The 23,725-nt window shown below is 63.8% G+C and carries 26 protein-coding genes; 20 read left to right on the top strand and 6 right to left on the bottom strand.

Going from position 1 to position 23,725, the window contains the following annotated elements:
• On the top strand, positions 1-246 hold the full coding sequence (locus Q3Y64_RS15640; protein ID WP_101943387.1) for a hypothetical protein: 246 nt from the start codon (positions 1-3) through the stop codon (positions 244-246).
• A 22-nt stretch (positions 247-268) separates the two neighbouring features.
• On the opposite strand, the gene Q3Y64_RS15635 is transcribed toward Q3Y64_RS15640, so the two are convergent.
• Complete coding sequence (locus Q3Y64_RS15635) at positions 269-880, bottom strand: glutathione S-transferase family protein (protein ID WP_303563247.1); 612 nt, start codon at positions 878-880, stop codon at positions 269-271.
• Positions 881-1,059: 179 nt separating this feature from the next.
• On the opposite strand from Q3Y64_RS15635, the gene Q3Y64_RS15630 reads away from it, so the two are divergent.
• From Q3Y64_RS15630 to Q3Y64_RS15615, 4 genes are read left to right on the top strand one after another with little or no spacing between them, the layout of a single operon-like run.
• Complete coding sequence (locus tag Q3Y64_RS15630) at positions 1,060-1,290, top strand: hypothetical protein (RefSeq protein ID WP_101943385.1); 231 nt, start codon at positions 1,060-1,062, stop codon at positions 1,288-1,290.
• A 60-nt stretch (positions 1,291-1,350) separates the two neighbouring features.
• Entirely contained in the window at positions 1,351-1,629 is a 279-nt protein-coding gene (locus Q3Y64_RS15625; RefSeq protein ID WP_101943384.1) for a hypothetical protein, read from the top strand.
• A 19-nt stretch (positions 1,630-1,648) separates the two neighbouring features.
• Positions 1,649-2,356 (top strand): response regulator, encoded by a 708-nt coding sequence (locus Q3Y64_RS15620; protein ID WP_303563242.1) that lies wholly within the window; start codon positions 1,649-1,651, stop codon positions 2,354-2,356.
• A complete protein-coding gene (locus tag Q3Y64_RS15615; RefSeq protein ID WP_303563240.1) occupies positions 2,353-3,702 on the top strand; it encodes a HAMP domain-containing sensor histidine kinase in 1,350 nt (449 codons plus the stop codon). Before Q3Y64_RS15620 ends, Q3Y64_RS15615 begins: the two co-directional genes overlap by 4 nt.
• A gap of 304 nt (positions 3,703-4,006) precedes the next feature.
• Here Q3Y64_RS15615 and Q3Y64_RS15610 read toward each other — a convergent pair whose 3' ends face one another.
• The gene (locus tag Q3Y64_RS15610; protein ID WP_303563238.1) at positions 4,007-4,909 is read right to left on the bottom strand and encodes a LysR family transcriptional regulator; all 903 of its coding nucleotides are present in this window, start codon (positions 4,907-4,909) and stop codon (positions 4,007-4,009) included.
• A 144-nt stretch (positions 4,910-5,053) separates the two neighbouring features.
• Here Q3Y64_RS15610 and Q3Y64_RS15605 point away from each other — a divergent pair, with 144 nt between their 5' ends.
• Together Q3Y64_RS15605 and Q3Y64_RS15600 are read left to right on the top strand one after the other, a co-directional pair.
• Positions 5,054-5,683 carry an NADPH-dependent F420 reductase gene (locus Q3Y64_RS15605; protein ID WP_303563236.1) on the top strand — a complete coding sequence of 210 codons (630 nt, stop codon included), beginning with the start codon at positions 5,054-5,056 and terminating at the stop codon, positions 5,681-5,683.
• 73 nt (positions 5,684-5,756) lie between these two features.
• Positions 5,757-6,578 carry an isochorismatase family protein gene (locus Q3Y64_RS15600; RefSeq protein ID WP_303563235.1) on the top strand — a complete coding sequence of 274 codons (822 nt, stop codon included), beginning with the start codon at positions 5,757-5,759 and terminating at the stop codon, positions 6,576-6,578.
• A gap of 84 nt (positions 6,579-6,662) precedes the next feature.
• Here Q3Y64_RS15600 and Q3Y64_RS15595 read toward each other — a convergent pair whose 3' ends face one another.
• Positions 6,663-7,571: a LysR family transcriptional regulator gene (locus tag Q3Y64_RS15595; RefSeq protein WP_303563234.1), complete on the bottom strand. Its 909-nt coding sequence runs from the start codon at positions 7,569-7,571 to the stop codon at positions 6,663-6,665.
• A gap of 98 nt (positions 7,572-7,669) precedes the next feature.
• Here Q3Y64_RS15595 and Q3Y64_RS15590 point away from each other — a divergent pair, with 98 nt between their 5' ends.
• The 8 genes from Q3Y64_RS15590 (at position 7,670) to Q3Y64_RS15555 (ending at position 12,945) form a co-directional block, all read left to right on the top strand.
• On the top strand, positions 7,670-8,296 hold the full coding sequence (locus tag Q3Y64_RS15590; protein WP_303563232.1) for an NADPH-dependent F420 reductase: 627 nt from the start codon (positions 7,670-7,672) through the stop codon (positions 8,294-8,296).
• A gap of 62 nt (positions 8,297-8,358) precedes the next feature.
• Positions 8,359-9,357: an alpha/beta fold hydrolase gene (locus tag Q3Y64_RS15585; protein ID WP_303563230.1), complete on the top strand. Its 999-nt coding sequence runs from the start codon at positions 8,359-8,361 to the stop codon at positions 9,355-9,357.
• A 72-nt stretch (positions 9,358-9,429) separates the two neighbouring features.
• Complete coding sequence (locus Q3Y64_RS15580; RefSeq protein WP_303563229.1) at positions 9,430-9,612, top strand: 4-oxalocrotonate tautomerase family protein; 183 nt, start codon at positions 9,430-9,432, stop codon at positions 9,610-9,612.
• Positions 9,613-9,714: 102 nt separating this feature from the next.
• Positions 9,715-10,008, top strand: a complete 294-nt coding sequence (locus Q3Y64_RS15575; protein ID WP_303563227.1) for a putative quinol monooxygenase — start codon at positions 9,715-9,717, stop codon at positions 10,006-10,008.
• Positions 10,009-10,148: 140 nt separating this feature from the next.
• Positions 10,149-10,919, top strand: coding sequence for a dihydropteroate synthase (folP, locus tag Q3Y64_RS15570; protein WP_303563225.1), 771 nt, complete (start codon positions 10,149-10,151; stop codon positions 10,917-10,919).
• 147 nt (positions 10,920-11,066) lie between these two features.
• A complete protein-coding gene (locus Q3Y64_RS15565) occupies positions 11,067-11,771 on the top strand; it encodes an alpha/beta hydrolase (protein ID WP_303563223.1) in 705 nt (234 codons plus the stop codon).
• A 9-nt stretch (positions 11,772-11,780) separates the two neighbouring features.
• Positions 11,781-12,281, top strand: a complete 501-nt coding sequence (locus Q3Y64_RS15560; RefSeq protein WP_303563221.1) for a hypothetical protein — start codon at positions 11,781-11,783, stop codon at positions 12,279-12,281.
• A 64-nt stretch (positions 12,282-12,345) separates the two neighbouring features.
• Complete coding sequence (locus tag Q3Y64_RS15555) at positions 12,346-12,945, top strand: antibiotic biosynthesis monooxygenase (protein ID WP_303563219.1); 600 nt, start codon at positions 12,346-12,348, stop codon at positions 12,943-12,945.
• A gap of 432 nt (positions 12,946-13,377) precedes the next feature.
• On the opposite strand, the gene Q3Y64_RS15550 is transcribed toward Q3Y64_RS15555, so the two are convergent.
• Positions 13,378-14,775, bottom strand: a complete 1,398-nt coding sequence (locus tag Q3Y64_RS15550; protein WP_303563217.1) for an SLC13 family permease — start codon at positions 14,773-14,775, stop codon at positions 13,378-13,380.
• Between the two features lie 63 nt (positions 14,776-14,838).
• Here Q3Y64_RS15550 and Q3Y64_RS15545 point away from each other — a divergent pair, with 63 nt between their 5' ends.
• The gene (locus tag Q3Y64_RS15545; protein ID WP_303563216.1) at positions 14,839-15,657 is read left to right on the top strand and encodes a helix-turn-helix domain-containing protein; all 819 of its coding nucleotides are present in this window, start codon (positions 14,839-14,841) and stop codon (positions 15,655-15,657) included.
• Entirely contained in the window at positions 15,654-15,974 is a 321-nt protein-coding gene (locus Q3Y64_RS15540; RefSeq protein WP_303563215.1) for a helix-hairpin-helix domain-containing protein, read from the top strand. The genes Q3Y64_RS15545 and Q3Y64_RS15540 overlap by 4 nt, the downstream gene beginning before the upstream one ends.
• Before the next feature lie 307 nt (positions 15,975-16,281).
• Here the strand turns inward: Q3Y64_RS15540 and Q3Y64_RS15535 are convergent, their stop codons facing one another.
• The gene (locus tag Q3Y64_RS15535; protein WP_303563213.1) at positions 16,282-17,184 is read right to left on the bottom strand and encodes a LysR family transcriptional regulator; all 903 of its coding nucleotides are present in this window, start codon (positions 17,182-17,184) and stop codon (positions 16,282-16,284) included.
• 121 nt (positions 17,185-17,305) lie between these two features.
• On the opposite strand from Q3Y64_RS15535, the gene Q3Y64_RS15530 reads away from it, so the two are divergent.
• From Q3Y64_RS15530 to dacB, 3 genes are read left to right on the top strand one after another with little or no spacing between them, the layout of a single operon-like run.
• Positions 17,306-18,430 carry an S-(hydroxymethyl)glutathione dehydrogenase/class III alcohol dehydrogenase gene (locus Q3Y64_RS15530; RefSeq protein ID WP_101943375.1) on the top strand — a complete coding sequence of 375 codons (1,125 nt, stop codon included), beginning with the start codon at positions 17,306-17,308 and terminating at the stop codon, positions 18,428-18,430.
• A 10-nt stretch (positions 18,431-18,440) separates the two neighbouring features.
• The gene (fghA, locus tag Q3Y64_RS15525) at positions 18,441-19,283 is read left to right on the top strand and encodes an S-formylglutathione hydrolase (RefSeq protein WP_101943374.1); all 843 of its coding nucleotides are present in this window, start codon (positions 18,441-18,443) and stop codon (positions 19,281-19,283) included.
• Between the two features lie 56 nt (positions 19,284-19,339).
• Positions 19,340-20,746 carry a D-alanyl-D-alanine carboxypeptidase/D-alanyl-D-alanine-endopeptidase gene (dacB, locus tag Q3Y64_RS15520; protein WP_303563209.1) on the top strand — a complete coding sequence of 469 codons (1,407 nt, stop codon included), beginning with the start codon at positions 19,340-19,342 and terminating at the stop codon, positions 20,744-20,746.
• A gap of 205 nt (positions 20,747-20,951) precedes the next feature.
• Here dacB and Q3Y64_RS15515 read toward each other — a convergent pair whose 3' ends face one another.
• Positions 20,952-23,636, bottom strand: a complete 2,685-nt coding sequence (locus Q3Y64_RS15515; protein WP_303563207.1) for an ExeM/NucH family extracellular endonuclease — start codon at positions 23,634-23,636, stop codon at positions 20,952-20,954.
• Positions 23,637-23,725: the final 89 nt, after the last annotated feature.

Raw genomic sequence — 23,725 nt, 5'->3', positions numbered from 1 at the left:
ATGACCCCTTTGCCCGAGATCCTGGCCCTGATGCGCCAAGGCAAGTGGAACGAGGCTCACAACCTGGTTCAGCTCGATGACTCCCCGACGGCAGCCTGGCTTCATGCGCTGCTGCATGTGCAGGAAGGCGATCTTGAAGATGCCGAGTACTGGTATGGCAAGGCTGGGCGCCACTTCCGCAGCCGCGGCACGCTCAGCGAGGAGCTGGACGCACTCGCAGCCACGCTCCAGGCAGCACAAGGCTGAGGCGAGACGCCCGGCACAACACTCAGACCGCCAGCGCCTTCTGCACCGCAGGCAGCGCGCGGACACGCTCACGATGCGCGATGACTTTTGGATAGGCCGCAGGATCGAGGCCATCGCCTTCCAGCCATTGCGCCACGGTGAACAGGTAGAAATCGCTGATGCCGGCCTGCGCCCCGCTGACCCAACCGGCGGCAGGCAGGTGGGCCTCCACCAGCGCAAAACAGGCGCCCACGCTCTCGGGCACCTTGCGCCGCATGGCTTCGATGGCCACCGGATCGTCGGCCCAGCGACTGCCGCGCACGCGGTGAGCATGCGCCACATGCAGGGTCGAACACAGGTAACTGTTGAAGGCCTGCACTTGCGCCAGTGCAAACGGATCCTCCAGCGGCGCCAGGGCGGCGGCAGGATAGGTCTGTGCGAGATAGAGCAGGATCGCCGGCGTCTCGGTCAGCACGCCCCGCGCGCACTGCAGGGCCGGCACCCGGCCATTCGGATTGAGCGCCAGAAAGGCCGGGCTGCGCTGCTCGTTGGCCGAGAAGTCCACCTTGTGGACCGTGTAATCCGCACCGGCATATTCGAGGGTGATCAGCGAAGCCAGCGAGCAGGTGCCGGGGGCATGAAAAAGCGTCAGCATGCGGAGAGCCTCGTCAGTAAGTAGCAGGAAGGGCCATCCTGCCACGCATGGCCGCCGGGCTCCAGCGCCATGGCGCGCAAGCAGCACTTCATGTTTCTTTACATTACGGAGAAACGCGGGCAACTCATGGAGGCCACACTGCGTCCTGCCAACCCCGGCAGAGACTCAGGACACACCACATGGACACAAATCAGGACACTCCGGCGAAGAAACGCTGTTGCAGCACCGACAAGGCTCACCGGGGCGGCAAGCGGTGCTGCGCGGGCAAGCTGCTCGGCACCGTCATCGTGCTCGCGCTGGTCGCAGGCGTCGCCTTCTGCGCCGGCACACGATTCTCGCAAGCGGGCAGCGCAACGGGCGCGAAGCTGGCCGCCCAGGAAATCGACAAGATTCCGGTTCTGCGCCCCTGATGCTGCCAGTACGGCCAGCCGCCGTTCAGAAACCGCACCGCGCCTGACCTGGAGACTTACATGCGTAAAGAAGCCACGCCCTCCTCACACCCGGCCGCCATACCGGGCCTGCCGGATGCCGCAGTGCGCAAGGATGCGCTATCGTGGGCCCGCTCGCCGGTAGAGCTGAGCTGCCCCGGTTGCGGCCGCAGCAAGACCTTGCAGGACACGCGCGACTGGCCGCCGGGCCTGCGGCAGATGCGGGCCCTGTGCCCGGACTGCAAGGGACATGGGCATGACAGCACCGTGCTGATCTACGCTGACGGCCGCGTGGTGACCGAGCACTCGCGCGCGCACTGAAATCCGCACAGGGAACCCGATGGCTGAACGCCTGTTGATGATCGATGACGATGCCCCGCTCACCCGCATGGTGGGCGAGTATCTCGGCACCCGCGGCCTCGCCGTAACCCCTGCGCACAGCATCGCCGAGGGCGAGCGCCTGCTGCGCAGCGAGGCCTTCGAAGCCCTGATCCTCGACGCCATGCTGCCCGATGGCGATGGCTTCGAGCTGTGCCGGCGGCTGCGCGAACACAGCGCACTGCCCATCATCATGCTCACCGCACGTGGTGAGGAAGTGGACCGCATCGTGGGCCTCGAGCTCGGCGCGGATGACTACCTGCCCAAGCCCTTCAGCCCGCGTGAATTACTGGCCCGCCTGCATGCCCTGCTGCGCCGCGCCCACAACCAGGTTCAGCGCACGCCCTCGCCGGCGCTGTTGCGCTTTGGCCGGCTGGAGCTCGACAAAGGCGCCCTCGAAGCCCGCCTCGATGGCCGCCTGTGCGAGCTCACCGCCCACCAGTTCGCGCTGCTGTGGGCGCTGGCCACCCATGCCGGGCGGGTATTGTCCCGTGAAGCCCTGTTGGAGCTCGCGCGCGGCGATACCCTGGAAGCCTTCGATCGTTCGATTGATGTGCACATATCGCGCATCCGCGCCGCCATCGAAGATGATCCCAAGGAGCCACGCCGCATCGTCACCGTGCGCGGCGCCGGCTACGTCTTTGCCCAACGCCAGGACGAGAGCGCATGAACAAAACCTGGCCCTGGCACCGCACTCGCTGTGAGGCAGAAGACGCAAAGCCCCGTTGCGACTGGCGTACGCGTCACCGCGAATGGCATGAGCAGCATCGGCAACGCCGCCATTACGTGCATATCCGCCTGTACCGGCAGATCTACCTGAGCTTCATGGCCGTGGTGCTGCTGGTCGGCCTCCTCGCCGCGGCCGCCGGCTGGATAGCAGGTGATCGCGGCTCCAGGCCACTGGATGCAAACACCCGCGCCCTGCTCGTCCGCCTGCTGCCCGCAGACGCCCCGGTGCAGACGCTCACCGCCACCCTGGGCGAGATCGCCAGCATCATGCATGGCGCGGTCGGCCTCTACAGCCCGCAGGGCGATGCCATCGCCCGGGCCGGCGAAGACATGCCGCCACGCCTGACGCCCGAGCAGCGAAGCGAAGCCAGCCTCATCCTGCCCGATGGCCGCCTGGTAATGATGGAATGGGGGCAACGCGCCCACATTCTCTTCATCGTCTGGCTGGTCGTCTGCTCACTGCTGATCGCCCTCGCCACCTGGCCGGTCGCCCGCCGCCTCACCCGGCGCATCGAGCGCTTGCAACAGCAAGCCGATATATGGGGCGAAGGCCGCCTGTCCACCCGCATGGAGGTCGATGGCTGTGACGAAATCGCCGAGCTGGCGATCCGCTTCAACCAGGCCGCCGAGCGCGTCGAAGCCATGGTCAGCAGCCAGCGCGCCATGCTCGCTGCCGCCTCGCACGAACTGCGCTCACCGCTGGCACGCATCCGTGTGGCCCTGGATCTGCTCGATGGTGATCGCCCGGATCTGCACGCCCAGGTCGCCCGCGACATTGCCGAGCTCGACGGCCTGATCGGCGATCTGCTGCTCGCCAGCCGCCTCGCCGACGACGCCCCGCGCCTGCAGATCGAACCAGTGGACCTGCTCGGCCTGGCCGCCGAAGAAGGCAGCCGGGTCGGCGCCAGCGCCAGTGGCGAAGCCCTCTGCGTGCCGGGCGACCTGCGCCTCTTGCGCCACCTGCTGCGCAACCTGCTCGACAACGCCCGCCGCTACGCACCAGGCAGCGCCCCCGAGATCGAAGTCTTCCGCCGCAGCGACGCCTGCGTGCAACTGCACGTGCTCGACCGTGGCCCCGGCATCCCCGAAGCCGAGCGCGAAAAGATTTTCGAACCCTTCTACCGCCTCGCCGGCAGCGCCGAGCGCGGAGAAGGCACCGGCTACGGCCTCGCCCTGGTTCGCCGCATCGCCGGCCTCCACGGCGGCAGCGTGCAGCACCTCCCCCGCGAGGGTGGCGGCAGCTGTTTCGAGCTGATCCTCCCGCTGCAAGCGCCCGCCCGGGCGTAGGCGCAAATCCGCCCGCAGTGCGCTGGCTGACGTGATAGCCCGGCAGCTATCGGCAGAGCCGCGCATTCAGAAGAGCACTCACCTTGAAACTGGGCAGACCAAGCCAAGCGTGCAACTTGCGCCTTTGCGGCTGTTAATGCCAAAAGACTAGAATGGCCGCAAACGGCCAAGAGTCGCCTGGTGCGTCTCCCGCAGAGCGGGCTCTCAGGTGACTGCTTCACTTTGAAACCAGCCAGACAGCCTACGCGTGCAACTCGGCCAAAGCAGTCGTTCATCACACAGTAGCCCAGTAACCGCTATTGCCTCATTGCCGCCACACAGGTTCGCGCAGGGCCTCTACCAGAAAGTCCAGCAGTCGGCGCACTTTCAGGGGCAAGTGTTTGCGGGTGGGGTAGACGGCATGGATCGGGATCGTGGCGGCGCGCCAATTCGGCATCAATTCAATCAGGGCCCCGCTGCGCAAATCCTCATGGATGAGAAAGTCCGGCTGCAGGATGATGCCTTGGTGTGCCAGCGCGGCTGCTCTGCAGGTGTCGCCGTTGTTGGCATGCAGCCTGGAGTGGATGCGCACTGAGGCCTCTTCGTTTTCTGGTCCCTTGAAGCTCCAGGTGTCGCCCCCGGACCAGTAGCTGTACGAAATCGCGGCGTGCGCTGCGAGATCTTGCGGGTGTGCGAGCTGGCCGTGGCGAGCGACGTATTCCGGTGAAGCGCACAGCACCATCCGGGTATCGGCGAGTTTGCGGCTGACGAGCCCTGAATCGGGCAATCGGCCAATCCGCACAGCAAGGTCAAAGCCTTCCTCGACCAGATCAACCACACGGTCAGCCAGCACGATGTCCAGTGTGAGATAGGGGTTCTCAGCAACGAAACGTCCCCAGAGTGCCGCGAGGTGCATGGCGCCGAAGGTCTGTGGGGCGCCAATGCGTAACCGCCCCCTGATCTCACCACTGCTGTCACTCAGTTCTGACTCCGCCTCATCTACCGCGAGCAGGATGTCACGGCAACGCTGCAGGTAAGTCTCTCCTTCGCTCGTCAGTGAGAGCCGGCGTGTAGTGCGCTGGAGCAGGCGCACGCCCAGATGTTGTTCCAGTTCGTTCACGTGGCGTGAGATTGCAGGTTTCGAGAGCCCAGTGCTGTCCATAGCACCCACAAAGCTACCGGCCTCCACAACCGCGACAAAAGTCTTCATGCCTTGAAAGAGATCCATGTTTCGAATTCCGGAACAGTTTGTCTTGTTCAGCCTAGTTTGTTCCGAATGTCGGTACTCGTAAAGTTCATTCCACGGCGGCACCACACGGTGCCCTGGCAGACGGATGAACCGGCTGCTCCCCCAACAGCAAAGGAAAGCATCATGAACATCACCATCATCGGCGCGGGCAACATGGGCTCGGGTTTCGTCAAGCAGCTCTCCGCCGCAGGCCACAAGATCCGCGTCACCGCACAGAATCTGGACAAGGCGCAGGCACTCGCCGCAGCCCACGCAGGTGTTGAAGCGCTGCCCGCCGCTCAGGCGCTGGGCGACTCGCAGGTGGTCATCGTCGCCACGCCTTTCGGCGAAGCCGTCAATGCGCTCAAGTCGCTCGGCTCGCTCGAAGGTCGTGTCGTGATCGACATCACCAACCCGCTCACCGCCGACTACATGGGCCTCACCCTGGGCTTCGATACATCAGCCGCTGAGCAGATCGCCGCCGCAGTGCCGGGCGCCCGCGTGGTCAAGGCCTTCAACACCATCCTGGCTCAGGTGCTGGCGCAAGGGCCGGTCTTCGGCACCAGCCGTGCTCCGGTTTTCTATGCAGCGGACGACGATGCGGCCAAGGGCGTGGTGCGTGAGCTGATTGCCGGCATCGGCTTCACTCCGGTGGATGCCGGTGGCCTCAAGAACGCCCGCTATCTGGAGCCGGTTGCCGGATTGAACATCTACTTCGCCTACGGCGCCGGTCACGGCACCCAGATCGCTCCGAACTGGATCCGCCGCGACTGAGTTTTCCCCCGGGCGGCTGCTCCTCGGCACACATCGCGGCCGCCTCCACCCCGACAATCGAAAAGGAATTCCCATGAAACAGCGTCTTTCCCATATCGCCGCCGCCTTGCTGCTGGCAGGCGTTTCCAGCTTCAGCATGGCCGCAGACATCGTCAGCCCGATCAGCGACAAAGTCATGGCCAACCGGGTCCGCCCGGCCGACGCCCGCAAAGCTGGCCGCGTGGCTTACGACAAGCCCACGCCCGAGAACAGCATCATGCTTTTCATTGATCATCAGGTTGGTCTGATGGCGAGCGTGCGCGATTTTCAGCAAGCCTCCGGCTACAAGTCGAATGTGGTGTCGCTCGCCCAGATGGCCAAAGCGCTCGGCATTCCGGTGCTGGTGACCTCCTCGAACGCCCAGTGGCAGAACGGTGACACGCTGCCGGAGCTCAAGGAGCTGTTCAAGGATCAGCCGATCTATCGCCGCACCGGCATCATCAACGCCTATGAAGACCCCACTTTCCGCAAGGCGCTGGAAGATCTGGTCGCAAAAACCGGCCGTCGCCACATCATCATTTCCGGCGTCACCTTGGGCACTTGTGTGACCCTGCCGACCTTGTCGATGCTCAATGATGGCTACCAGGTTTATCCGGTCGTTGATGCCTCCGGTGCCTGGAGCCGCTATGAAGCCGAGGCCGCCATGCAGCGCATGACTGCCGCCGGTGCCGAACTGGAATCGGTGTTTGCACTGGGCGCCGAACTGCAGGCGGACTGGAAAAATCCGAGCGCAAACGACATGCTGCCGCCCTTCATCAACGGCCTGCCGGAGTACGGCTGGGTACTGCAGAACTACTGGAACAATGCCGACCCGGCCAAGCGCCCGGTGCAGGATCCTTTCGGCATCGTGAAGTAAGCAAGCTCAGCCTTTGCCAGAGCCCGACGGCAAGAAGCCGCCGGGCTCTTCTGCGTCGACATCAGGCAACTGAATGCCGATGAATCATGCCTCCAGATCAGGCTGGGCATCCGTGCCGAAAGTGGCCAGCGCGAAATCGACGAAGCTGCGCAGCTTGGGCGTCATGCGACGGTCCGGCGCATACACGAGGTGGAAGGGGCGGGTCGGCACCGGAAAGTCCGGCAGCAATTCGACGAGCCCGCCTGAAGCAATGTCTTCGCGCACCAGCTCGCAGGGCTGCAGCAGGATGCCCATACCCGCGCGCGCGGCCATCAGCAGCGCTTCACCACTATCGACCATCAGCTTGCCGGAGACCGCGACAGTGATCGGCCCCTCCGGCCCCTCGAAGCTCCAGCGGGTTCGCAACTCGGTGTAGGAAAAGCCGAGGCACTCATGCAACTCAAGATCAACGGGATGGGAGATTGGCGGGTGGCTGGCGATATAGGCGGGTGCCGCGCACAAGCGCAGACGATAGGGTGCAAGCCGGCGCGCGATCAGCCCGCTGTCTGAAAGCTCGCCAACCCGGAAGGCCACATCAAAGCCTTCATCGATTAGATCAACGAAGCGGTTGGCGAGCGACATGTCGACCGACACCTCGGGATACGCCGCTAGGTATTCAGGTAGACGCTTGGAGAGCGCATGCACGCCGAATGACACCGGGGCATTAATGCGCAAGCGTCCGCGTGGCGTACCACCGCTCATGGCGGCCATGCCCTCAGCGGCTTCCACCTCGGCAAGGATGATCTTCACCCGCTCATAGAAGGCAAAGCCTGCTTCGGTGAGGTGCTGACGCCGCGTGGTGCGGTTAATCAGGCGTACGCCCAGATGCTGCTCAAGGGTCTGGACATGCTTGCCGACCAGCTGGGAGGACATGCGCAAGGCTTCCCCTGCGGCCGAGAAGGAGCCGGACTCCACGGCCTTGGCGAACACGCTCATGCTCAAGAGACGATCCATTGCAAACGCTCCGTTTCAAGTAATGGCAATTATCGACCATTTATCAGCGATGGTTTCAAGTCTTAAAGTGAGCGCTCCAACCAACAAGGAGCAAGAACATGAAAATCGCCATCATCGGAACCGGCAACATGGGCGCAGGTCTGGCCTCGGCACTGGCCGCTGCAGGACACGAAATTAGCGTCGGGGCGCGCGATCTGACCCAAGCCGCCGCACTGGCAGAGAAAATCGGTCACGGCGCCGTGGGTGGCGGGATTGCCGCCGCCGCCAAGCTTGCTGACGTGGTGATTCTGGCGCTGCCGTTTGGCGCCGTGGCTGAGGCCATCAAGTTGGCCGGAGACCTGGCCGGCAAGGTGCTGGTCGATATTTCCAACCCGATCAGCCCAGACTACAAGGAACTCACCATCGGCCACACCACCTCGGCCGCCGAAGAGATCCAGAAGCTCGCCCCGCAGGCCCCCGTGGTGAAAGCCTTCAACACGATCTTTGCGCAATTGCTGGCGCCCGAATCCCGCACCGGCAAAACCCTGCAAGTGTTCGTGGCAGGTGATGACGCCACTGCCAAGGCCACCGTATCCGGACTGGCGCAGTCCATCGGCTTCGAGGCCGTGGAAGCCGGCCCGCTTTCCAACAGCCGCTTCATCGAGCCTATCGGCGAGATGAACATTCATTTCGGCTACTTTCTTGGCAAGGGCCCGAGCGTCGCGCCGGCCTGGGTTCAGATTTAAACCGTTTGCCCTCACCAGACGGCCTGCGTCAGCAGGCCGCTGGATGGCCTTCAAGGATCATCATGGACTTCCGTATTCGCACAGCGCTGGGCGCTCTCGCCCTGCTGGTTAGCACGAGCCTCGCACTGGCCGCCCCGGCCATCGAAGTGCTGGGCCGCGACTTCAGCTTTCCCAACAAGCTGGAGGGGCTTCCTGCGAAGCTCTCCGACTTCAAGGGCCTGCAGATCAACAGTTTCACCACAAGTGACGGTGTGAAACTCAGCTACTGGGAAGCCGGTTCCGGCAAGCCGCTGGTGTTCATTCCGGGCTGGTCGGCCAACGGCGCTGAGTTCATCAACGTGATGTACCTGCTCAGCAAGAATTACCACGTCTATGTGCTGGACCCGCGCAATCAGGGCCTGTCGCAGCGCGTCGATTACGGCACGCGCATCGCCCGTTTTTCGGTGGACCTGAAAGAGTTCTCGGCGCAACTCGGCCTGAAGTCGGCCGATTACATCGGCTGGTCAATGGGTGCGTCCGTGCTATGGGGCTACATCGACCTCTTCGGTACGCAAGGCATGCGTAAGGCGGTTTTCGTGGATGAGCCGGTGTCGATCTATTCGCATGCGGACTGGTCGGAGCAGGAACGCCTGGAAGCCGGTGGCATGACCTCTTCGGTCGAACGCATGATCGCCAGTTTCACGGCCGGCGCGCCGACCAACCAGCTCGTGGTCGACATGAAGGTCATCGAGCGTGCGATGGCCACAGATTCGCCCTATTACGTGAACTCGCAAGCTTTCGCCAACGCCTTCATCAAGACCGACCCTGCCTTTACCGCCAAGGTGCTGTTCGATCACGCGACCAATGACTGGCGCGACGTGATCCGCCACAAGATCAACGTGCCCACCGCGATCTTCTCGGGCGAGTACAGCCACAACTTGCCCAGTCAGCGCTGGATGGCCTCGGTGATTCCGAATGCCCGCCTCTATGCCTATACCGAGGCTGAGCAGGGCGACCACTTTCTCATGTTCAAGAACCCGTTCAGATTCACCCAGGATCTGCGCGACTTTCTCGAGTACTGAGCCCGCGCCGGCCTCGGCCGGTTAACTTTCCCCAACCCCACCCCAAGTCTCATTTCATTCAAGGAGAAACCCATGCCCGTCGTACGCGTCAGCTGGTTCGAAGGTAAAGACACCCCCACCAAACAGGCTGTAGCCGCTGAAATCACCGAAAGCATCGTGCGCAATACCGGCACCGATGCGAAGTACATCTACGTCATCTTCGAAGACGTGAAGCCCTCTGACTGGGCCGGTGAAGGCAAGCTCTTCGGCGACTAAGCCCGATCAAGCATCCCCGGCGGTGCGAGTCGAACGCTCGCGCCGCCTCATTCATTGCCCCATCCGGTGGCTGGTAGCAGCACACTGAACTGAAGGAATCCCATGAGCATCACCATTTTCGCGACCGTCGAAGCCAAGTCAGATGTCAGCAATGCAGTGGAAGCCGCGCTGCGTGCCATGATTGAACCCACAAGGGCTGAACCCGGCTGTCTCCACTACGCACTCTTTGCTTCACAAGAGGCCGCCGGTACTTTCCATCTGCTCGAAACCTATGCCGACGATGCTGCGCTGGCCGCTCATCACGCCTCCGCGCACTTTGCCGCACTTGTCGAGAGCATTGGCGACAAGCTCGCGCGCGAAATCCGCATCGAACGGATCTCAGCGCTTGAAAGCTGAGGCGGCGCTTGATTTTGTCTGTCATGACAGGTCGCGCTCCGAATAGTGTTCCCCAAGGCGAGCTAAGCCCAGGAGACTCCACGGTAGTGCCGGTGTGGCAATGCGGCGGCTTTCGCCTGGAATTCAGGCTGCCCGCCATCATGGCCATCATCAACCTCACGCCTGACTCTTTTTCGGGCGACGGTTTGAATGGGTCGGTGGATGCGGCGATGCGCCGCGCCGAGCAAGCCCTGAACGAAGGCGCCACCATTCTGGATATCGGAGGGGAGTCCACCCGGCCCGGATCGAAGGCCATCACCGTGCAAGAGGAACTGGCCCGCGTGATCCCGGCCGTGCGGGCGCTCACTGCCTTAAACGTTCCTATTTCGGTCGACACCACCAAACCGGAAGTCATGGCCGAAGCCATCGCGGCCGGCGCGAGCATCATCAACGATATCAACGCGCTGCGCGCACCGGGCGCGCTGGAGGTGGCGGCGGCGAGCACGGTCGGCGTGTGCCTGATGCACATGCAGGGGCAACCCCGGGATATGCAACAGGCGCCTCGCTACGCAGACGTGAATCGAGCCGATCACGACTTTTTGGCGCAGCGCTTGGCAGATCTGATTGCGGCGGGCATTGAATCTGAACGCATTTCGCTTGACCCCGGCTTCGGCTTCGGCAAAACCCTCGAACACAACCTTGAATTGTTTCGCGACTTGCCACTGCTTGCCGCCTGGAGACTGCCTGTGCTGGTCGGCGTCTCCCGCAAAACCATGCTGGGTGAGATCACGGGGCAACCGGTGGAGAGCCGCCTGGTCGCGACGGCGGTTTCATCCGTGCTGGCTGCACAACGAGGAGCTTCCATCTTGCGCGTACACGACGTTGCCGCGACGCGGGATGCCCTGGTCATGTGGCATGCACTCGACTCCTGAAACCAAACTCCGCCCCTGATTGTACCGGGTTCTACAACAGAGAATCACGAAGTCAGCCGTTTGTTGCACGCGAAAAGACAACTAGAGTGGTTCAAACCTTGCCGGGGCTAGATGGCACCCGCAAGCTGCCCCAACGGAGATCACATCATGCGAGACCACCCAAGCCCCATCAGCCCCCTGCGCCAGGCCCCAAGCCTGGCTTTGTCTTATCGCGTGCGCGAACCCGCTCCATCCAGCCCCAAGGCGTGTGTGATCCTGCTGCATGGCGTGGGCGGCAATGAAACCAACCTGGCCGAACTCGCCGCAGCCATTGATCCTTCCGTACTGGTCGTGTTGCCGCGCGGACCGCTCCAGTTGGGCTTCGACCAATACGCCTGGTTCAGGGTGGCATTCACTCCGGAGGGCCCCCGGCTTGACCCCGCCGAAGCCAATCGTGCCCGTGAAGCCTTGCTGGACTTCATTGCCGGCATCAAGGCGACCTATCAGCTGGGCGCTGAACAGATCGTGCTGGCGGGCTTCAGCCAGGGCGGCATCATGAGTGCCAGCGTAGCGCTCAGCGAACCGGAACGGGTGCGCGGCTTCGGTATTCTTTCAGGCCGCATCCTGCCGGAGCTGGCTCCGTATCTGGCGAGCCGTGAACGCCTTGGCTCCATGCAGGCATTCATCAGCCATGGCGAACAGGACAACGTGCTTCCGGTCAGCTGGGCTCTGCGTGCCGAACAAGGCCTGACCGAACTGGGGGTCGCGTACGAAAGCCACCGCTATGCCGCCGGTCACGTGCTCACTCACGCGATGCAAAGTGACTTTCTCGTCTGGTGCGACACACTGCTTGGCACGCACTCCAGCCGCTAGGAGGCAGACATGCTCGCGAAAGAATCAGCTTCAGACCCGGCCTCAAGCCGAACCATGCTCCTGGCTATCGGCCCGGAGCAGCTCAGCGTGCGCATATCAGGCGGTATGCAGCCTCCCGTCATGCAGTCGGTTGACGTCGGGGTCGAGTCCATCGCGCGGAGCTGGTTCAAGCATGAACCGCCAACGGCCCTTGAACTTGAGCAGGCCATCGAGGTGATCGAGGAAGCACTCGAAGCCTTGCGTGGCCTGATCGCGCCCGACTTGCGTCTCCTCACCGAGGATAAAGGAGTCCTGGAAATCGCCGAGCTTGCAGCGGCTCCCGCTCAAGCCGGGACACGACTGAGTCGTGATCTCGTGGAGCAGACATTCGGGCGTCTGGCAGCCATCACTCAGGGGCGACCGGCTTCAATTGAAGGGCTTACCGAGGGCTGTTTTTTTGCAGCAAGGCTTTTGATTTTGCGCGAGTTCATGCACCACATGAAATTCGATGCGATCAGCCTCGAAGCATGATTTCCACGCGACCGCTCTGGCCTCAGCCTCCCACCCGAAAAAGACCCCAAGGAACTCTCCCGTCATGAGCCATGCTTCAACGCACCCTGTCCTGCTGCTGGTCAGCCGTCGCGCAAAACCCGGACATGAGGCCGAGTTCGAGCGGAGGATGGAGGCATTCATCCGCACGGCTGAAGGCTATCCCGGTTGTCTGGGGGCACAACTGGTTCACCCGGGAGATGAGGAAGAGGTCGAAGACACCCTGTACCACGCGCTCATGGCCTTTGGGGATGCCGACAGCCGAAACGCCTGGCAAGGATCTACTGAGCGAGCAGCAGGTTTGGCAAGCATTGAGCCCTATATCGAAGGACAGGTCGTGGAGCGCGGCATATCCGGTCTGGCGCACTGGTTTCAGCCTCACTCGGGAGCAAAACCGGGCCAGCCACCCCGTTGGAAGGTCGCCGTGGTCACCTGGCTCGGAATCTTCCCCACGGTGTATATCCTTTTCAGATTGCTGGGTGACGCGCTGGCCAGCTGGTCACTTCTGCCCCGGATACTTCTCCTGACAGTATTGGTCGTGGTCATCATGACCTGGCTGGTCGCGCCACAACTGACTCGATTGCTCAAGCCATGGTTGTTTCCTACTCCCAAAAAAGGGGGCCAGAAAGCCTCTGACGATTCCTGATCAAAGCCTAGATTTGGGGTGCCGATCACGCGCAATCGCAACCTTTCCGACTAGCCCGTTAGCACCCAAAAGCAGACCTTGCATTCATGATCCACAGATGGCCGCTTTGGCCGAGCAGGAGTAGCTCGCCTCGGGTCATGAATGACCGCTGCGCTCAGTTTCCTGCCGCTGACAGCTCACGAGGCCGAACGCCCGGATTGGGTCGATTGCTGGCATAGGTCCCGAATGAACATTCTCCTAAGCCTGCGAGGTTGAAGGGCTGCGGCGCGAGATCATCCCGTACCTGGATACCCCGTCGGGGTAGTCAAGGGACGGCCGACGGCCCTCTTCAACCGGCCGGCCCACTCAAGCAAGCGCCGCCGCGCTTTCCGTGAGTACTGTCTGAAGACGCCGGCCGGGCGCGCTTCTACAGGAAGCTCTATCTTCTAGCGCTCAGATCCAGCCCAGCAGGCGCCACCACAAATAGTCCAGCGGCATCACCAGCACGAGGGTCAGCAACGCGAGCGGCAGCGTGATCCTCAGCAGGTGGCCGAGTTTCTCGCCGGAGAGCTGCATCGCCACCACTAGCGGGCCGACCTGGTAGGGAAAGAGCACGGTGGAGAACCCGATCACCTGGGTCATCAGCACCGCCGGCAGGCTGAAGCCGGAGGCTTTGGCGAGCTCGGGCGCCATCGTGGTGAGCACAGTCGGCACGCCGGGAATCGTCGTCACCAGCCCGGTCAACACGGACATCATCGTCAGCGAGAAAAAATTCAGCGCTTGGCGCCCAGCCTGCAAGGGCAGTACCTGCTGCAGGAACTCGCCGACCAGCTTGCCGAGACCGGAATCGTTGACCAGCGCGCCCAGCCCGAGGGCCGCAGCAACGAACAGCACCACCCCGAAGTCGATGGCGCCGTTGAAGCTCTTCGGCGCCACCACGCCGATGCCGGGCAGCAGCAAGACCACGGCGGCCGCCAAACCGACCCAGGCGGGATTGATGCCGTGCAGGCTATCGGTCATCCATAGCGCTAGCGTTGCAAGCAGAATCGCGCCCACGCGCCACTGCATCGCTCCCTCGCCCGGTTTGTCGGCTTCGACCGTGTCGGCGATGAGGCCATCCTGCGGGTGAATGCGGTCCGGAAACAGGGTCAGAACCAGCCAGTCCACCAAGGCCAGCTTGAGGATGCCGAGCAGCGGGAAGTGCAGCATGAGATAGCTCGTATAGCCGAAGCTCACGCCGTGCAGGGTTTCACTCGCGCCGGCGAGGATCATGTTCGGGATGTTCGCAGGCAGGATCGCAAAGCTGGGCAGGTTGCAGGCCAGCGCCAGTGCGGCGGCGATGCCGATGCGCCCGTTCGAGCCGGCGCGAAAACCGACACGATCCGCCAATGCCATGCCGATGGGCAGCATCACCACGGCCCGCCCGACCGAGGACGGCATCACGAAGCCCAGCAAGCTCGCAGCAATGCTCAGCCCGATGATCATGCGGGCATAACTGCTGGCCAGATGCGGCGCCAGAAACCCGGCCAGCCGCTTCCCCAGGCCGGAGACACTGATTGCAGTGCCGATAACGAAGCCGGAGACGATCAGCCACACGGCAGCCGAACCGAAACCGGAGAAAATCAGATCCGGCCGCGCCAGCCGGAAGATCAGCACCAGCCCGAAGAAGATCAGGCTAGTCAGGAAGGGCGGCAGTACGCCGGTGCTCCACAGCACCAGCGTCACCAGAACCACCGCAGCACTGTGCGCTGCGCGCGGATCGGCACTGGAAGCCGGCCCCAAAGCCAGCCACAGGGCGAGCACGACGGCGGCCCACACAAACAGGTTCTTGCCAGAAAAAAGCTTGCTCATTGAAAGACTCCGGTTAGGCATGACGAGCATACCGCGACCGAACTGTCGTCATAGAATACAAAAATGCCAAACAATGTCGCCAACACGCCAACCCACACCCCCAGTCACGCAGCCTTCGTGCTCGACCCCGAGCAACCGGTGCTGAGCCACGGTCGCGATCTTGAGGCCGAGGCCTGCATCGCCCCTCACAGCCACCCGCGCGGTCAGCTGCTGTGGGCCGCAGAGGGGGTACTGCGGGTGACCACCGAGGTGGACGTCTGGATCGTGCCGGCCAGCCATGCCGTGTGGATCCCCGGAGGCCACATACACCAACTCGTGACCGAAACCAGCGCACGCACCCGCAACCTGTACATAGACCCGAGCATTCCGGTGCGCCAGCAAACGCCCGGCTGCAGCATGCTGCTGCTGACCCCACTGATGCGCGAGATCATCCTGCGCCTGACCTCGGCCAGCGCCGCGAACGATGGCGCGTGCCGCCAACGGCTCGGGCTGGTCGCCATCGATGAGATCGAGGGGCTTGAAGCTACGCCACAGAACCTGCCGGCGGGACAGGACGCTCGCCTGCGCCGGCTGATCGGCCACCTGCTGCGCCATCCGGACGAGCAGCGCCTTCTGCCGGAGCTGAGCCGGATCGCCGGCGCCAGCGTGCGCACGCTGGAGCGACTCTTCGTCGCTGAAACAGGGATGAGCTTCCGCCAGTGGCGTAGCCGCCTGCGCTTGCTCAATGCAATCGAGCTCCTGCGGCAGGGCAAAAGCAGTACCACTGTCGCGCACTCATTGGGCTATCGCAGCGCTAGCGCCTTCGTAGCTGCGTTCGGGCAACACTTCGGTCGCTCACCGCAGAATTTCTTCGGCCAGATCGCCACTGACGAGACGCCATGAACCCTCTTAAAGTTGATCGAACCCGCATTGCCCGGCTCACGGACTTGCCCAATATTGGCAAGGCGTCTGCCGAGGACTTGCGCCTGATTGGAATCAACGAGGCATCGCAGCTTGCTGGAATGTGTCCGTTCGAGCTGTATCGCCGGCTTTGCGAGAAAACCGGGCTGCACCATGATCCTTGCGTGATTGACGTCTTCATGTCGGTGACCTGTTTCATGAATGGCGAGCCCGCTCGCCCCTGGTGGGCTTTCACGGCGATCAGGAAAGCTGTGCTGGCCGAGCGAGCGCCCCACGCAAGTCCGGGCCCCGCCGGCTGAAGCCGGCCCTACACACCCCATTCGAGGCTGGCCGGCTATCCCTGTGTAGGTGCGGCTTCAGCCGCACAAACCGACGCAAACCCGGGCCCCGCCGGCTGAAGCCGGCCCTACACACCCCATGCGAGGCTGGCCGGCTATCCCGCTATGTAGGTGCGGCTTCAGCCGCACAAGCCGACGCAAACCCGGGCCCCGCCGGCTAAAGCCGGCCCTACACACCCCATGCGAGGCTGGACGGCTATCCCTGTGTAGGTGCGGCTTCAGCCGCACAAACCGACGCAAACCCGGGCCCCGCCATCTGAGGCCGGCCCTACGTGCCCCTGCCCGGCTGATACTCCGGCAAGCCAGCCAGCCCGGCTTTGAGCGCTTCCACCAGCAGCCGCACCTTGGGCAGTGGGTAGCGGCGCTGGGGCGATACGGCCCACACCGCAGTATCCGGCGGCTGATTGGCTTCAAGCAGGGACACCAGCTCACCACGCCGGAGCGGATCGCGCACGTAGTAATCCGGCAACTGGCACAAGCCCAGCCCCAGCAAGGCCGCGTCCAGCACGGCCTGGCCGCTGTTGCAGCGCCAGTTTCCGGTGGGTTTGAAGAGGTATTCGCGGCCATCCTGGCGGAAGGGCCAAGTGTCGCCGGTGCCGATCAGGCAGTTGTGGCTGGCCAGTTCGGAGAGCGAGTGCGGACGGCCGTAGCGCTCCAGATAGGCCGGCGCAGCGCACAGGTAAAGCGCGCGCGGAGCGATGCGGCTGGCGACCAGAGAGGAGTTCTCCAGCCGGCCGAGGCGAATCGCCAGGTCGAAGCCCTCGTGCACCAGATCCATCACCCGGTTGGTGAGCTCGATCTCCACGCGCAACTGCGGATACTGAACCATGAAGGCATTCACGATCGGCACGATGAAGCGCTCGCCGTAAGCCACCGCCGCAGTCATGCGCAGCAAGCCGGTGGGCGCACGGTGCAGGTCGGTAATGGCGAGAAAGGCTTCGTCGCGCTCCTCGATCAGGCGTTGGCAGCGGGCGAAGAAGGTCTGCCCGGCCTCGGTGAGCGACACCTTACGCGTGGTGCGATACAGCAGACGGGCCTGCAGGCGCTCTTCGAGCAGCGCCACCTGACGACTCACATGTGACGACGACACCCGCAGCCGCTCGGCTGCACGCGAAAAGCTCGCGCACTCCACCACCGCAACAAATTCTTCCAGGCCTTCCCAGCGACTCATGATGGTTCTCCTCGCCCGGATTATCCCTCACTGGCAACAGTCTTTCCTATGAACAGCAATTATCCCGCCACGCCCTTCAATTAGACTCGCCAGCACACTGATAAACCCAAGGAGACGCCCCATGTCCGCCACCACTATCAAATCCCGCGCCGCGGTTGCCTTTGCCGCCGGTGAAGCCCTGAAGATCGTCGAGGTGGATGTTGCTCCGCCGCAGAAGGGTGAAGTGCGTGTGCGCATCGTGGCGACCGGCGTGTGCCATACCGACGCCTTCACGCTCTCGGGCGATGATCCGGAAGGCATCTTCCCGGCGATTCTCGGCCACGAAGGCGGCGGCATTGTCGAAGCGGTGGGCGAAGGGGTCACCTCGCTGGCCGTGGGCGACCACGTGATTCCGCTCTACACAGCCGAATGCCGCCAGTGCAAGTTCTGCACATCCGGCAAGACCAATCTGTGCCAGGCGGTGCGCGCCACTCAGGGCAAGGGCCTGATGCCAGACGGCACGACGCGCTTCTCCTACCAGGGCCAGCCGATCTACCACTACATGGGCTGCTCCACCTTCTCGGAATACACCGTGCTGCCCGAGATCTCGCTGGCGAAGATCCCGCCGGAAGCGCCGCTGGAGAAGGTCTGCCTGCTCGGCTGCGGCGTCACCACCGGCATCGGCGCGGTGCTGAACACCGCCAAGGTTACCGAAGGCTCGACCGTCGCGATCTTCGGCCTCGGCGGCATCGGTCTCGCGGCCATCATCGGCGCAAGCATGGCGAAAGCCAGCCGCATCATCGCAGTGGACATCAACCCGGCCAAGTTCGAAATCGCGAAGCAGCTCGGCGCCACCGATTTCGTCAATCCCAAGGATTTCGAACGCCCGATCCAGGATGTCATCGTCGAGATGACCGACGGCGGCGTGGATTACTCCTTCGAGTGCGTCGGCAATGTGAAGCTGATGCGCGCGGCGCTGGAGTGCTGCCACAAGGGCTGGGGCGAATCGACCATCATCGGCGTCGCCGGTGCCGGGCAGGAAATCGCCACCCGCCCCTTCCAGCTGGTGACTGGCCGCGTCTGGCGCGGCTCGGCCTTCGGCGGCGTGAAGGGCCGCACCGAATTGCCCAGCTATGTGAAAAAGGCCCAGAGCGGCGAGATTCCGCTGGACGTGTTCATCACCCACAACATGCCGCTCGCCGAGATCAACGAAGCCTTCCACCTGATGCATGAAGGCAAGAGCATCCGCACCGTGATCCACTTCTGAGCGCCGCGCCATGAGCCTCGAAAACATCGCCTGCAACAAGAGCTTCGGCGGCTGGCACAAGCGCTACCGCCATCGCTCGAGCACCCTCGCCTGCGACATGGTGTTCGCCATCTACCTGCCGCCACAGGCTGAACTGGGCAAGCCGCTGCCCGTGCTCTACTGGCTCTCCGGCCTCACCTGCACAGATGAAAACTTCATGCAGAAGGCCGGCGCGCTGCGCATGGCCGCCGAACTGGGGATCATCGTCGTGGCGCCGGACACCAGCCCGCGCGGCATGTACGTGCCGGGCGATCCGGACGGTGCCTGGGATTTCGGCCACGGCGCGGGCTTTTATCTGAACGCCACTCAGGCCCCGTGGAACACCCACTACCGCATGCACGACTATGTGGTGCATGAGCTGCCGGCGCTAATCGAAGCCAGCTTCCCGGCCTCCGATGCGCGCAGCATTTCCGGCCACTCGATGGGCGGGCACGGCGCACTCGTCGCAGCATTGCGCAATCCGGGACGCTACCGCTCCATCTCGGCCTTTGCCCCGATCAGCCAGCCCACCGCCTGCCCCTGGGGTGAGAAGGCGTTCAGCCGCTATCTGGGAGAGGATCGCAGCACCTGGCGTGAATGGGATGCCAGCCTGCTCATCGCCCAGGCCGAAGAGCGCTTGCCGCTGCTGGTCGACCAAGGGGATCGCGACAACTTCCTCGAAGCCCAGCTCAAGCCCGAAGCCCTGCAAGCGGCAGCCCGGGCCGCCGGCTACCCGCTCAGCCTGCGTCTGCAAGCCGGCTACGATCACAGCTACTTCTTCATCGCCAGCTTCATCGACGAGCACCTGCAGTTCCACGCCCGCGCGCTAGGCTGAGCCGGGCGCGCAATTGAAGCGCGTGGGCAGCCGGGCTGGGCCTTTACAATGCGCCCATGAAAAGCATCCGTCATGTTGCCCTGGGCCTGCTGGCCAGCCTCTCGCTGGCCAGCCAGGCCGCCCTGCCCGAGCCCCTTGCCCGCGCCGCACGCGAGGCCGGCCTGCCTCCTGAATCCGTCAGCCTGTGGATTGCTCCCGCCGCGGGTGGCGCAGCCAGCGTGCAGCACAATGCCGAGCAGCTGATGAACCCGGCCTCGGTCATGAAGCTGCTGACCAGCTACGCTGCGCTGGACCTGCTCGGCCCGGCCCACACCTGGAAAACCCAGGCCAGCCTGCGCGGAGTGCTGCGCGAAGGCGTGCTCGAGGGTGATGTGCTGATCGCTGGCAGCGGGGATCCTGCGCTCACCTGGGATCGCCTCGGCCAGTGGCTGCGCGACTGGCGAAGCCGCGGCCTGCGCCAGATCCGCGGCAACATCGTGATCGACACCAGCCTCTTCGCCACCACCCCGCCCGGCGCGCCTTTCGACGAAGCCCAGCACCGCGCCTACAACGCCCAGCCGGATGCCTTTCTGGTGAATTTCGGCGCCCTGAGCCTGCGCCTGACGGCCGGCACTCCGAATACGCCGGTCGAGGTCGCGCCGCTCACCCCAGCCACGCCGCTGCGCATCGTGAATCACCTGAAGAGTACTCCGGGCGCCTGCGGTGACTGGCGCAGCGGCCTGCGCGGCGCCTTCACACCGGAAGGCAAGGGGCTCGTGCTCACCCTGGAAGGCCGCCTCGCCCAGAGCTGCGGCGAACGCCAGCTCAACCTCAAGGTGGACGACAGCCTGCGCTGGGCCAGCCTGGTCATCCGCGCCCAGTGGCAGGAGCTCGGCGGCAGTTGGTTCGGTGAAGTTCAGCGTGGCAGCGTACCGGCCGCCATCACAGCCTTTTCCAGCTGGGAATCCCCCACGCTGCCGGAAGTGCTGCGCGACATGAACAAGTGGTCCAACAACGTGATGGCCCGCCAGATGTTGCTGGCGCTTGGCAATGACGGTGGCGGCGCGCTCACGCCCGAGAAGGGCGTCGCCCGTCTGCAAGCCTGGATGCCCGGGCAGGGGCTGGATCCAGCGCAATGGGTGCTGGAGAACGGTAGCGGCCTCTCGCGCGTGGAGCGCACAACGGCCGCCCAGCTCGGCGCACTCTTGCGCGCCGCATGGAAGAGCCCGCGCATGCCCGAATTCCTGATGGCCCAACCGGTGATTGGCAAGGACGGCACCATGCGCACGCGCCTCGTCGACAGCCCGCTGGCCGGACGTGGTTATGTGAAAACCGGCACCCTCGATGGCGTGAAGAGCGCGGCCGGCTATGTGCAGGACGCCAGCGGCAATTGGCAGGCGTTTGCGCTGTTGCTGAATCACCCCCGCGCGCCCGCCGCTGAGAACACGGTGGAAGCCACGCTACGCTGGATCTACGAACACTAAGCCCACGGGCGCTGACGAGGCGGGCCGCGCTCTGCGCCAGCGGCGGCACATAAAAAAAACCGGTACGCGCCTTGCGGCCCGCACCGGATAAAAAGCGCTCTCTGCCCTGTTTCAGCGAGCGTCCAATCAGGCTTTCCGGAGAGTTTCTGAACAGCGTCCGTGGCTGGATCGGGCCTTCGCTTCCCGATCCAGCCCGGCTCACCCTTCAGCGCGCCCCCAGACCGCCAAAGCTGTCGACGTCATACACATCCCATTCGGCGGCCACATCCCAGCTCGTGCCAGGAATGCTGCCCTGCGTGACGCCGGCCTTGCGGCGCAGGGTCTTGTCCTGGGTCGCGACGCTACCGCTGGTCCACGACACGCCAGGATCCACACCCAAGACGCCGATGCCGTCGATCACCGCCCCGCTCTTCTCCAGGGTCACCGCATCATCACCATTGAAGTTGGTCACGCTGCTGCTGATCGCGCTGGCAGGGAAGGTGTAGGTGCTTGTGAAGCTCGGGTGGCGGATGATCAGCGTCCCGCCTGCGGCGAGGCTACCGCTGAGCGTCAGCGAGTTGGTCGCGGTCGTACCGCCGTTGGCATACATGCGAACGGTATAGGCCGACAGATCGACGCTGCTCGAGAGCGGGTTGTAGATCTCAAGCGCTTTGTTGTTGCTGGTGCCCTCGATGTACTCGCTGAAGAACAGGTCCGGTCCGCTCGTCGTGCCGCCCGTGCTGGCTGCGCTGATCTTGATCGTGCTGATGCGCTTGGCCGGCAAGCCGCTGCCGGTGAGCGTCAGGGTGATCGAGTAGCTGCCCGCAGCAGCATAGGTATGGCTTGCGCCCGTCACCGTGGTAGCCAGGCTTTCCGTCGTGCCATCCCCCCAGCTCACGCTCAGGCTGCTGCCATTACTGGCAGAGAGATTCGTGATGCTGACCGCCGTGCCCGCCGTGCCGGTACTCGGCACGCTGGCGCTCAGCGTGGTCGCAGCCACCGCCGCATCGGCACCGAGAGTCAGCCCCACCACCACCGGATCATGATCCGAGCCGCGATACGGGCTCACCGCATAGCGGTCATCCGTCTTGCTCGCGGTGGTGTAGTCGATGATCTCCGGCTCTTCTGAGTTGATGTGCCAGACGCTGATACCGCTGAGCTGCGCCTTCAGGCTGCTGCTGGCAAAGGCGTGATCCAGTGCGCCAGTGGTACCGTCGAACTGGTAGCTGTAACGCTGCTCGGCAGGCAAACGACGCAGCACGGCCTCGTAGCCGGCACTTTCCAGCACCGCCAGCGGATCTTCATTCAGATAGGCATTGAAGTCGCCCATCATCAGCACATCGCTCTCGCCGGAGCTGCTCACCAGCGAAGCCACCCAGTCACGCAAAGCCTTGGCCTGAGTCACCCGCGAAGCATTCCAGCAGCCCTGACCGTAATCTGCCTCAACGCTGGAGCTGCTGCTCGGGCAGGAGCCCTTGCTCTTGAGGTGGTTGGCCACCATCCAGAACATGCCGCCATTACTCAGCGCCGCGAAGCGCTGCGCGATCGATGGGCGAATCCCCCCGGAGACCGCGAAGTTGGTGTCAGTGATGATCTGCACGTTGCCTACCGGGCTGACCTTGGCGGGTTTGTAGATCATGGCCGAGGTGATTTCATCGTCCCCGGCGATGCCGGCATCGATATAGCGGTAGGTGCCTGCGCCCATCTTGGCATTCAGGGCGGTGACCAGATTATCCAGCGAATAGCCCGCGTCGTTCTGCGTTTCGATCAGGGCCAGGACATCGGCATCAATCCCGGCGATGGCCTCCACCAGCTTGGCGCGCTGGCGGGTGAAATCGCCCGACGAAACGGCCCCGCGCGAGCCCAGGGTGGTGAAGAAATTCTCCAGGTTGTAATGCGCGGCTTTCAGCGTGCCACCCACACTCGCCGGTGCGGTGCTGCGCGGATTGCTGGCAACGAATGCAGGAGCGGCCGAGGGATGCACACGCCAGGCGTTGGAGCTCCAGGTGAGCGCACCGGCGACGCCCGCCACCGTATCCCCCACGCGGCGCGTACCGCTGGTGTCGCTCGCGCTGAGATAGGGGATTGGATTCGGATAGGCCTTGGTACTGCCATCGTCGAGAATCATGCGATTCAGGGCGTTGGCGCTGGTGGCCGCGCTGGCACTCAGGCTCGGATGGTTGTAGGGCTCCCACAGGCGGCCACTGGAGAGCTGTACCGAACCGTAATGGCCGAGGTCGGATACGTCGGTCACGGTCAGGGTCTGCTCGAACTTCACCAGCATGCCTTCATAGGCTTCCATTGCATCAGCGCTGGTCAGCGGCAGACTCAGGGCAACAGGCGCGATGGAGAGCCCATTGCCACACACGCTGATGGCGGTCGGCGCGCTGATCTCGGTCAGTGCGCGCGTATCGCTGCTGGCCTTGTACTCCAGAACGCTGCCTTCAACCTGCACGTAATCGCCCACGGCCACAGTGGCTGCACTGGGGGCGTAAATAAAGAGCCCTTCGGAGGTCAAAGGATCCGCATCGGCCACCGGCTGCTGGATGAAGAAGCCCTTCAGTTGCGTATCGGCCTGGAAGATGGCGGTGACCACCCCGCGCACCGCCACGGCTTGCCCGGCCAGCGGGCTGGTGTCGGTGCTGCCCTGCACAGCGGTGATGGCCTGCAGAGGATTAGTGGGCGTGGCACAGGCCGGCAAGGCGACGCTGGACGCGCTCGAAGCGCTGGTGCTGCTGGCCGACGAGGCAGCGGCGCTGCTGCTCGCACCGGAGCTGCCTGCGCTGCTGCCACTGGCGACGGCACTCTCCGAACTGCTGGTGCCACCACCACCACAGGCCGCAAGGCCCAGAGCGAACGCGCCGGCGACCATCGCCGATAGCGCGGGATACTGCTGTTTTAACTTGACCATCTGACTTCCCCGGGGTTGAGAGTGAATGCTCTTTGCCGGCCCGGTCCGCCACGCGGACCGTCAACCGACGCATGTTCTCGAGGCTCTGT

Origin of the sequence: Uliginosibacterium sp. 31-12 (genome assembly GCF_030548425.1) — a bacterium.
In the GTDB taxonomy this organism is placed as follows: Bacteria; Pseudomonadota; Gammaproteobacteria; order Burkholderiales; family Rhodocyclaceae; genus Uliginosibacterium; species Uliginosibacterium aquaticum.
The sequence above is the reverse complement of the archived record's forward strand: the minus strand, read 5'-3'. Positions and strand labels throughout refer to the sequence as shown.

Coding starts and splice junctions, on each gene's coding strand:
- Q3Y64_RS15605 (WP_303563236.1), top strand. CDS start 5,054: ATGAACATCACCATCATCGGCGCGGGCAACATGGGCTCGGGTTTCGTC.
- Q3Y64_RS15545 (WP_303563216.1), top strand. CDS start 14,839: ATGCCAAACAATGTCGCCAACACGCCAACCCACACCCCCAGTCACGCA.
- dacB (WP_303563209.1), top strand. CDS start 19,340: ATGAAAAGCATCCGTCATGTTGCCCTGGGCCTGCTGGCCAGCCTCTCG.
- Q3Y64_RS15540 (WP_303563215.1), top strand. CDS start 15,654: ATGAACCCTCTTAAAGTTGATCGAACCCGCATTGCCCGGCTCACGGAC.
- Q3Y64_RS15635 (WP_303563247.1), bottom strand. CDS start 880: ATGCTGACGCTTTTTCATGCCCCCGGCACCTGCTCGCTGGCTTCGCTG.
- Q3Y64_RS15590 (WP_303563232.1), top strand. CDS start 7,670: ATGAAAATCGCCATCATCGGAACCGGCAACATGGGCGCAGGTCTGGCC.
- Q3Y64_RS15535 (WP_303563213.1), bottom strand. CDS start 17,184: ATGAGTCGCTGGGAAGGCCTGGAAGAATTTGTTGCGGTGGTGGAGTGC.
- folP (WP_303563225.1), top strand. CDS start 10,149: ATGGCCATCATCAACCTCACGCCTGACTCTTTTTCGGGCGACGGTTTG.
- Q3Y64_RS15580 (WP_303563229.1), top strand. CDS start 9,430: ATGCCCGTCGTACGCGTCAGCTGGTTCGAAGGTAAAGACACCCCCACC.
- Q3Y64_RS15530 (WP_101943375.1), top strand. CDS start 17,306: ATGTCCGCCACCACTATCAAATCCCGCGCCGCGGTTGCCTTTGCCGCC.
- Q3Y64_RS15565 (WP_303563223.1), top strand. CDS start 11,067: ATGCGAGACCACCCAAGCCCCATCAGCCCCCTGCGCCAGGCCCCAAGC.
- Q3Y64_RS15515 (WP_303563207.1), bottom strand. CDS start 23,636: ATGGTCAAGTTAAAACAGCAGTATCCCGCGCTATCGGCGATGGTCGCC.
- Q3Y64_RS15555 (WP_303563219.1), top strand. CDS start 12,346: ATGAGCCATGCTTCAACGCACCCTGTCCTGCTGCTGGTCAGCCGTCGC.
- Q3Y64_RS15575 (WP_303563227.1), top strand. CDS start 9,715: ATGAGCATCACCATTTTCGCGACCGTCGAAGCCAAGTCAGATGTCAGC.
- Q3Y64_RS15585 (WP_303563230.1), top strand. CDS start 8,359: ATGGACTTCCGTATTCGCACAGCGCTGGGCGCTCTCGCCCTGCTGGTT.
- Q3Y64_RS15595 (WP_303563234.1), bottom strand. CDS start 7,571: ATGGATCGTCTCTTGAGCATGAGCGTGTTCGCCAAGGCCGTGGAGTCC.
- Q3Y64_RS15600 (WP_303563235.1), top strand. CDS start 5,757: ATGAAACAGCGTCTTTCCCATATCGCCGCCGCCTTGCTGCTGGCAGGC.
- Q3Y64_RS15630 (WP_101943385.1), top strand. CDS start 1,060: ATGGACACAAATCAGGACACTCCGGCGAAGAAACGCTGTTGCAGCACC.
- Q3Y64_RS15610 (WP_303563238.1), bottom strand. CDS start 4,909: ATGGATCTCTTTCAAGGCATGAAGACTTTTGTCGCGGTTGTGGAGGCC.
- Q3Y64_RS15640 (WP_101943387.1), top strand. CDS start 1: ATGACCCCTTTGCCCGAGATCCTGGCCCTGATGCGCCAAGGCAAGTGG.
- Q3Y64_RS15615 (WP_303563240.1), top strand. CDS start 2,353: ATGAACAAAACCTGGCCCTGGCACCGCACTCGCTGTGAGGCAGAAGAC.
- Q3Y64_RS15620 (WP_303563242.1), top strand. CDS start 1,649: ATGGCTGAACGCCTGTTGATGATCGATGACGATGCCCCGCTCACCCGC.
- Q3Y64_RS15625 (WP_101943384.1), top strand. CDS start 1,351: ATGCGTAAAGAAGCCACGCCCTCCTCACACCCGGCCGCCATACCGGGC.
- Q3Y64_RS15560 (WP_303563221.1), top strand. CDS start 11,781: ATGCTCGCGAAAGAATCAGCTTCAGACCCGGCCTCAAGCCGAACCATG.
- fghA (WP_101943374.1), top strand. CDS start 18,441: ATGAGCCTCGAAAACATCGCCTGCAACAAGAGCTTCGGCGGCTGGCAC.
- Q3Y64_RS15550 (WP_303563217.1), bottom strand. CDS start 14,775: ATGAGCAAGCTTTTTTCTGGCAAGAACCTGTTTGTGTGGGCCGCCGTC.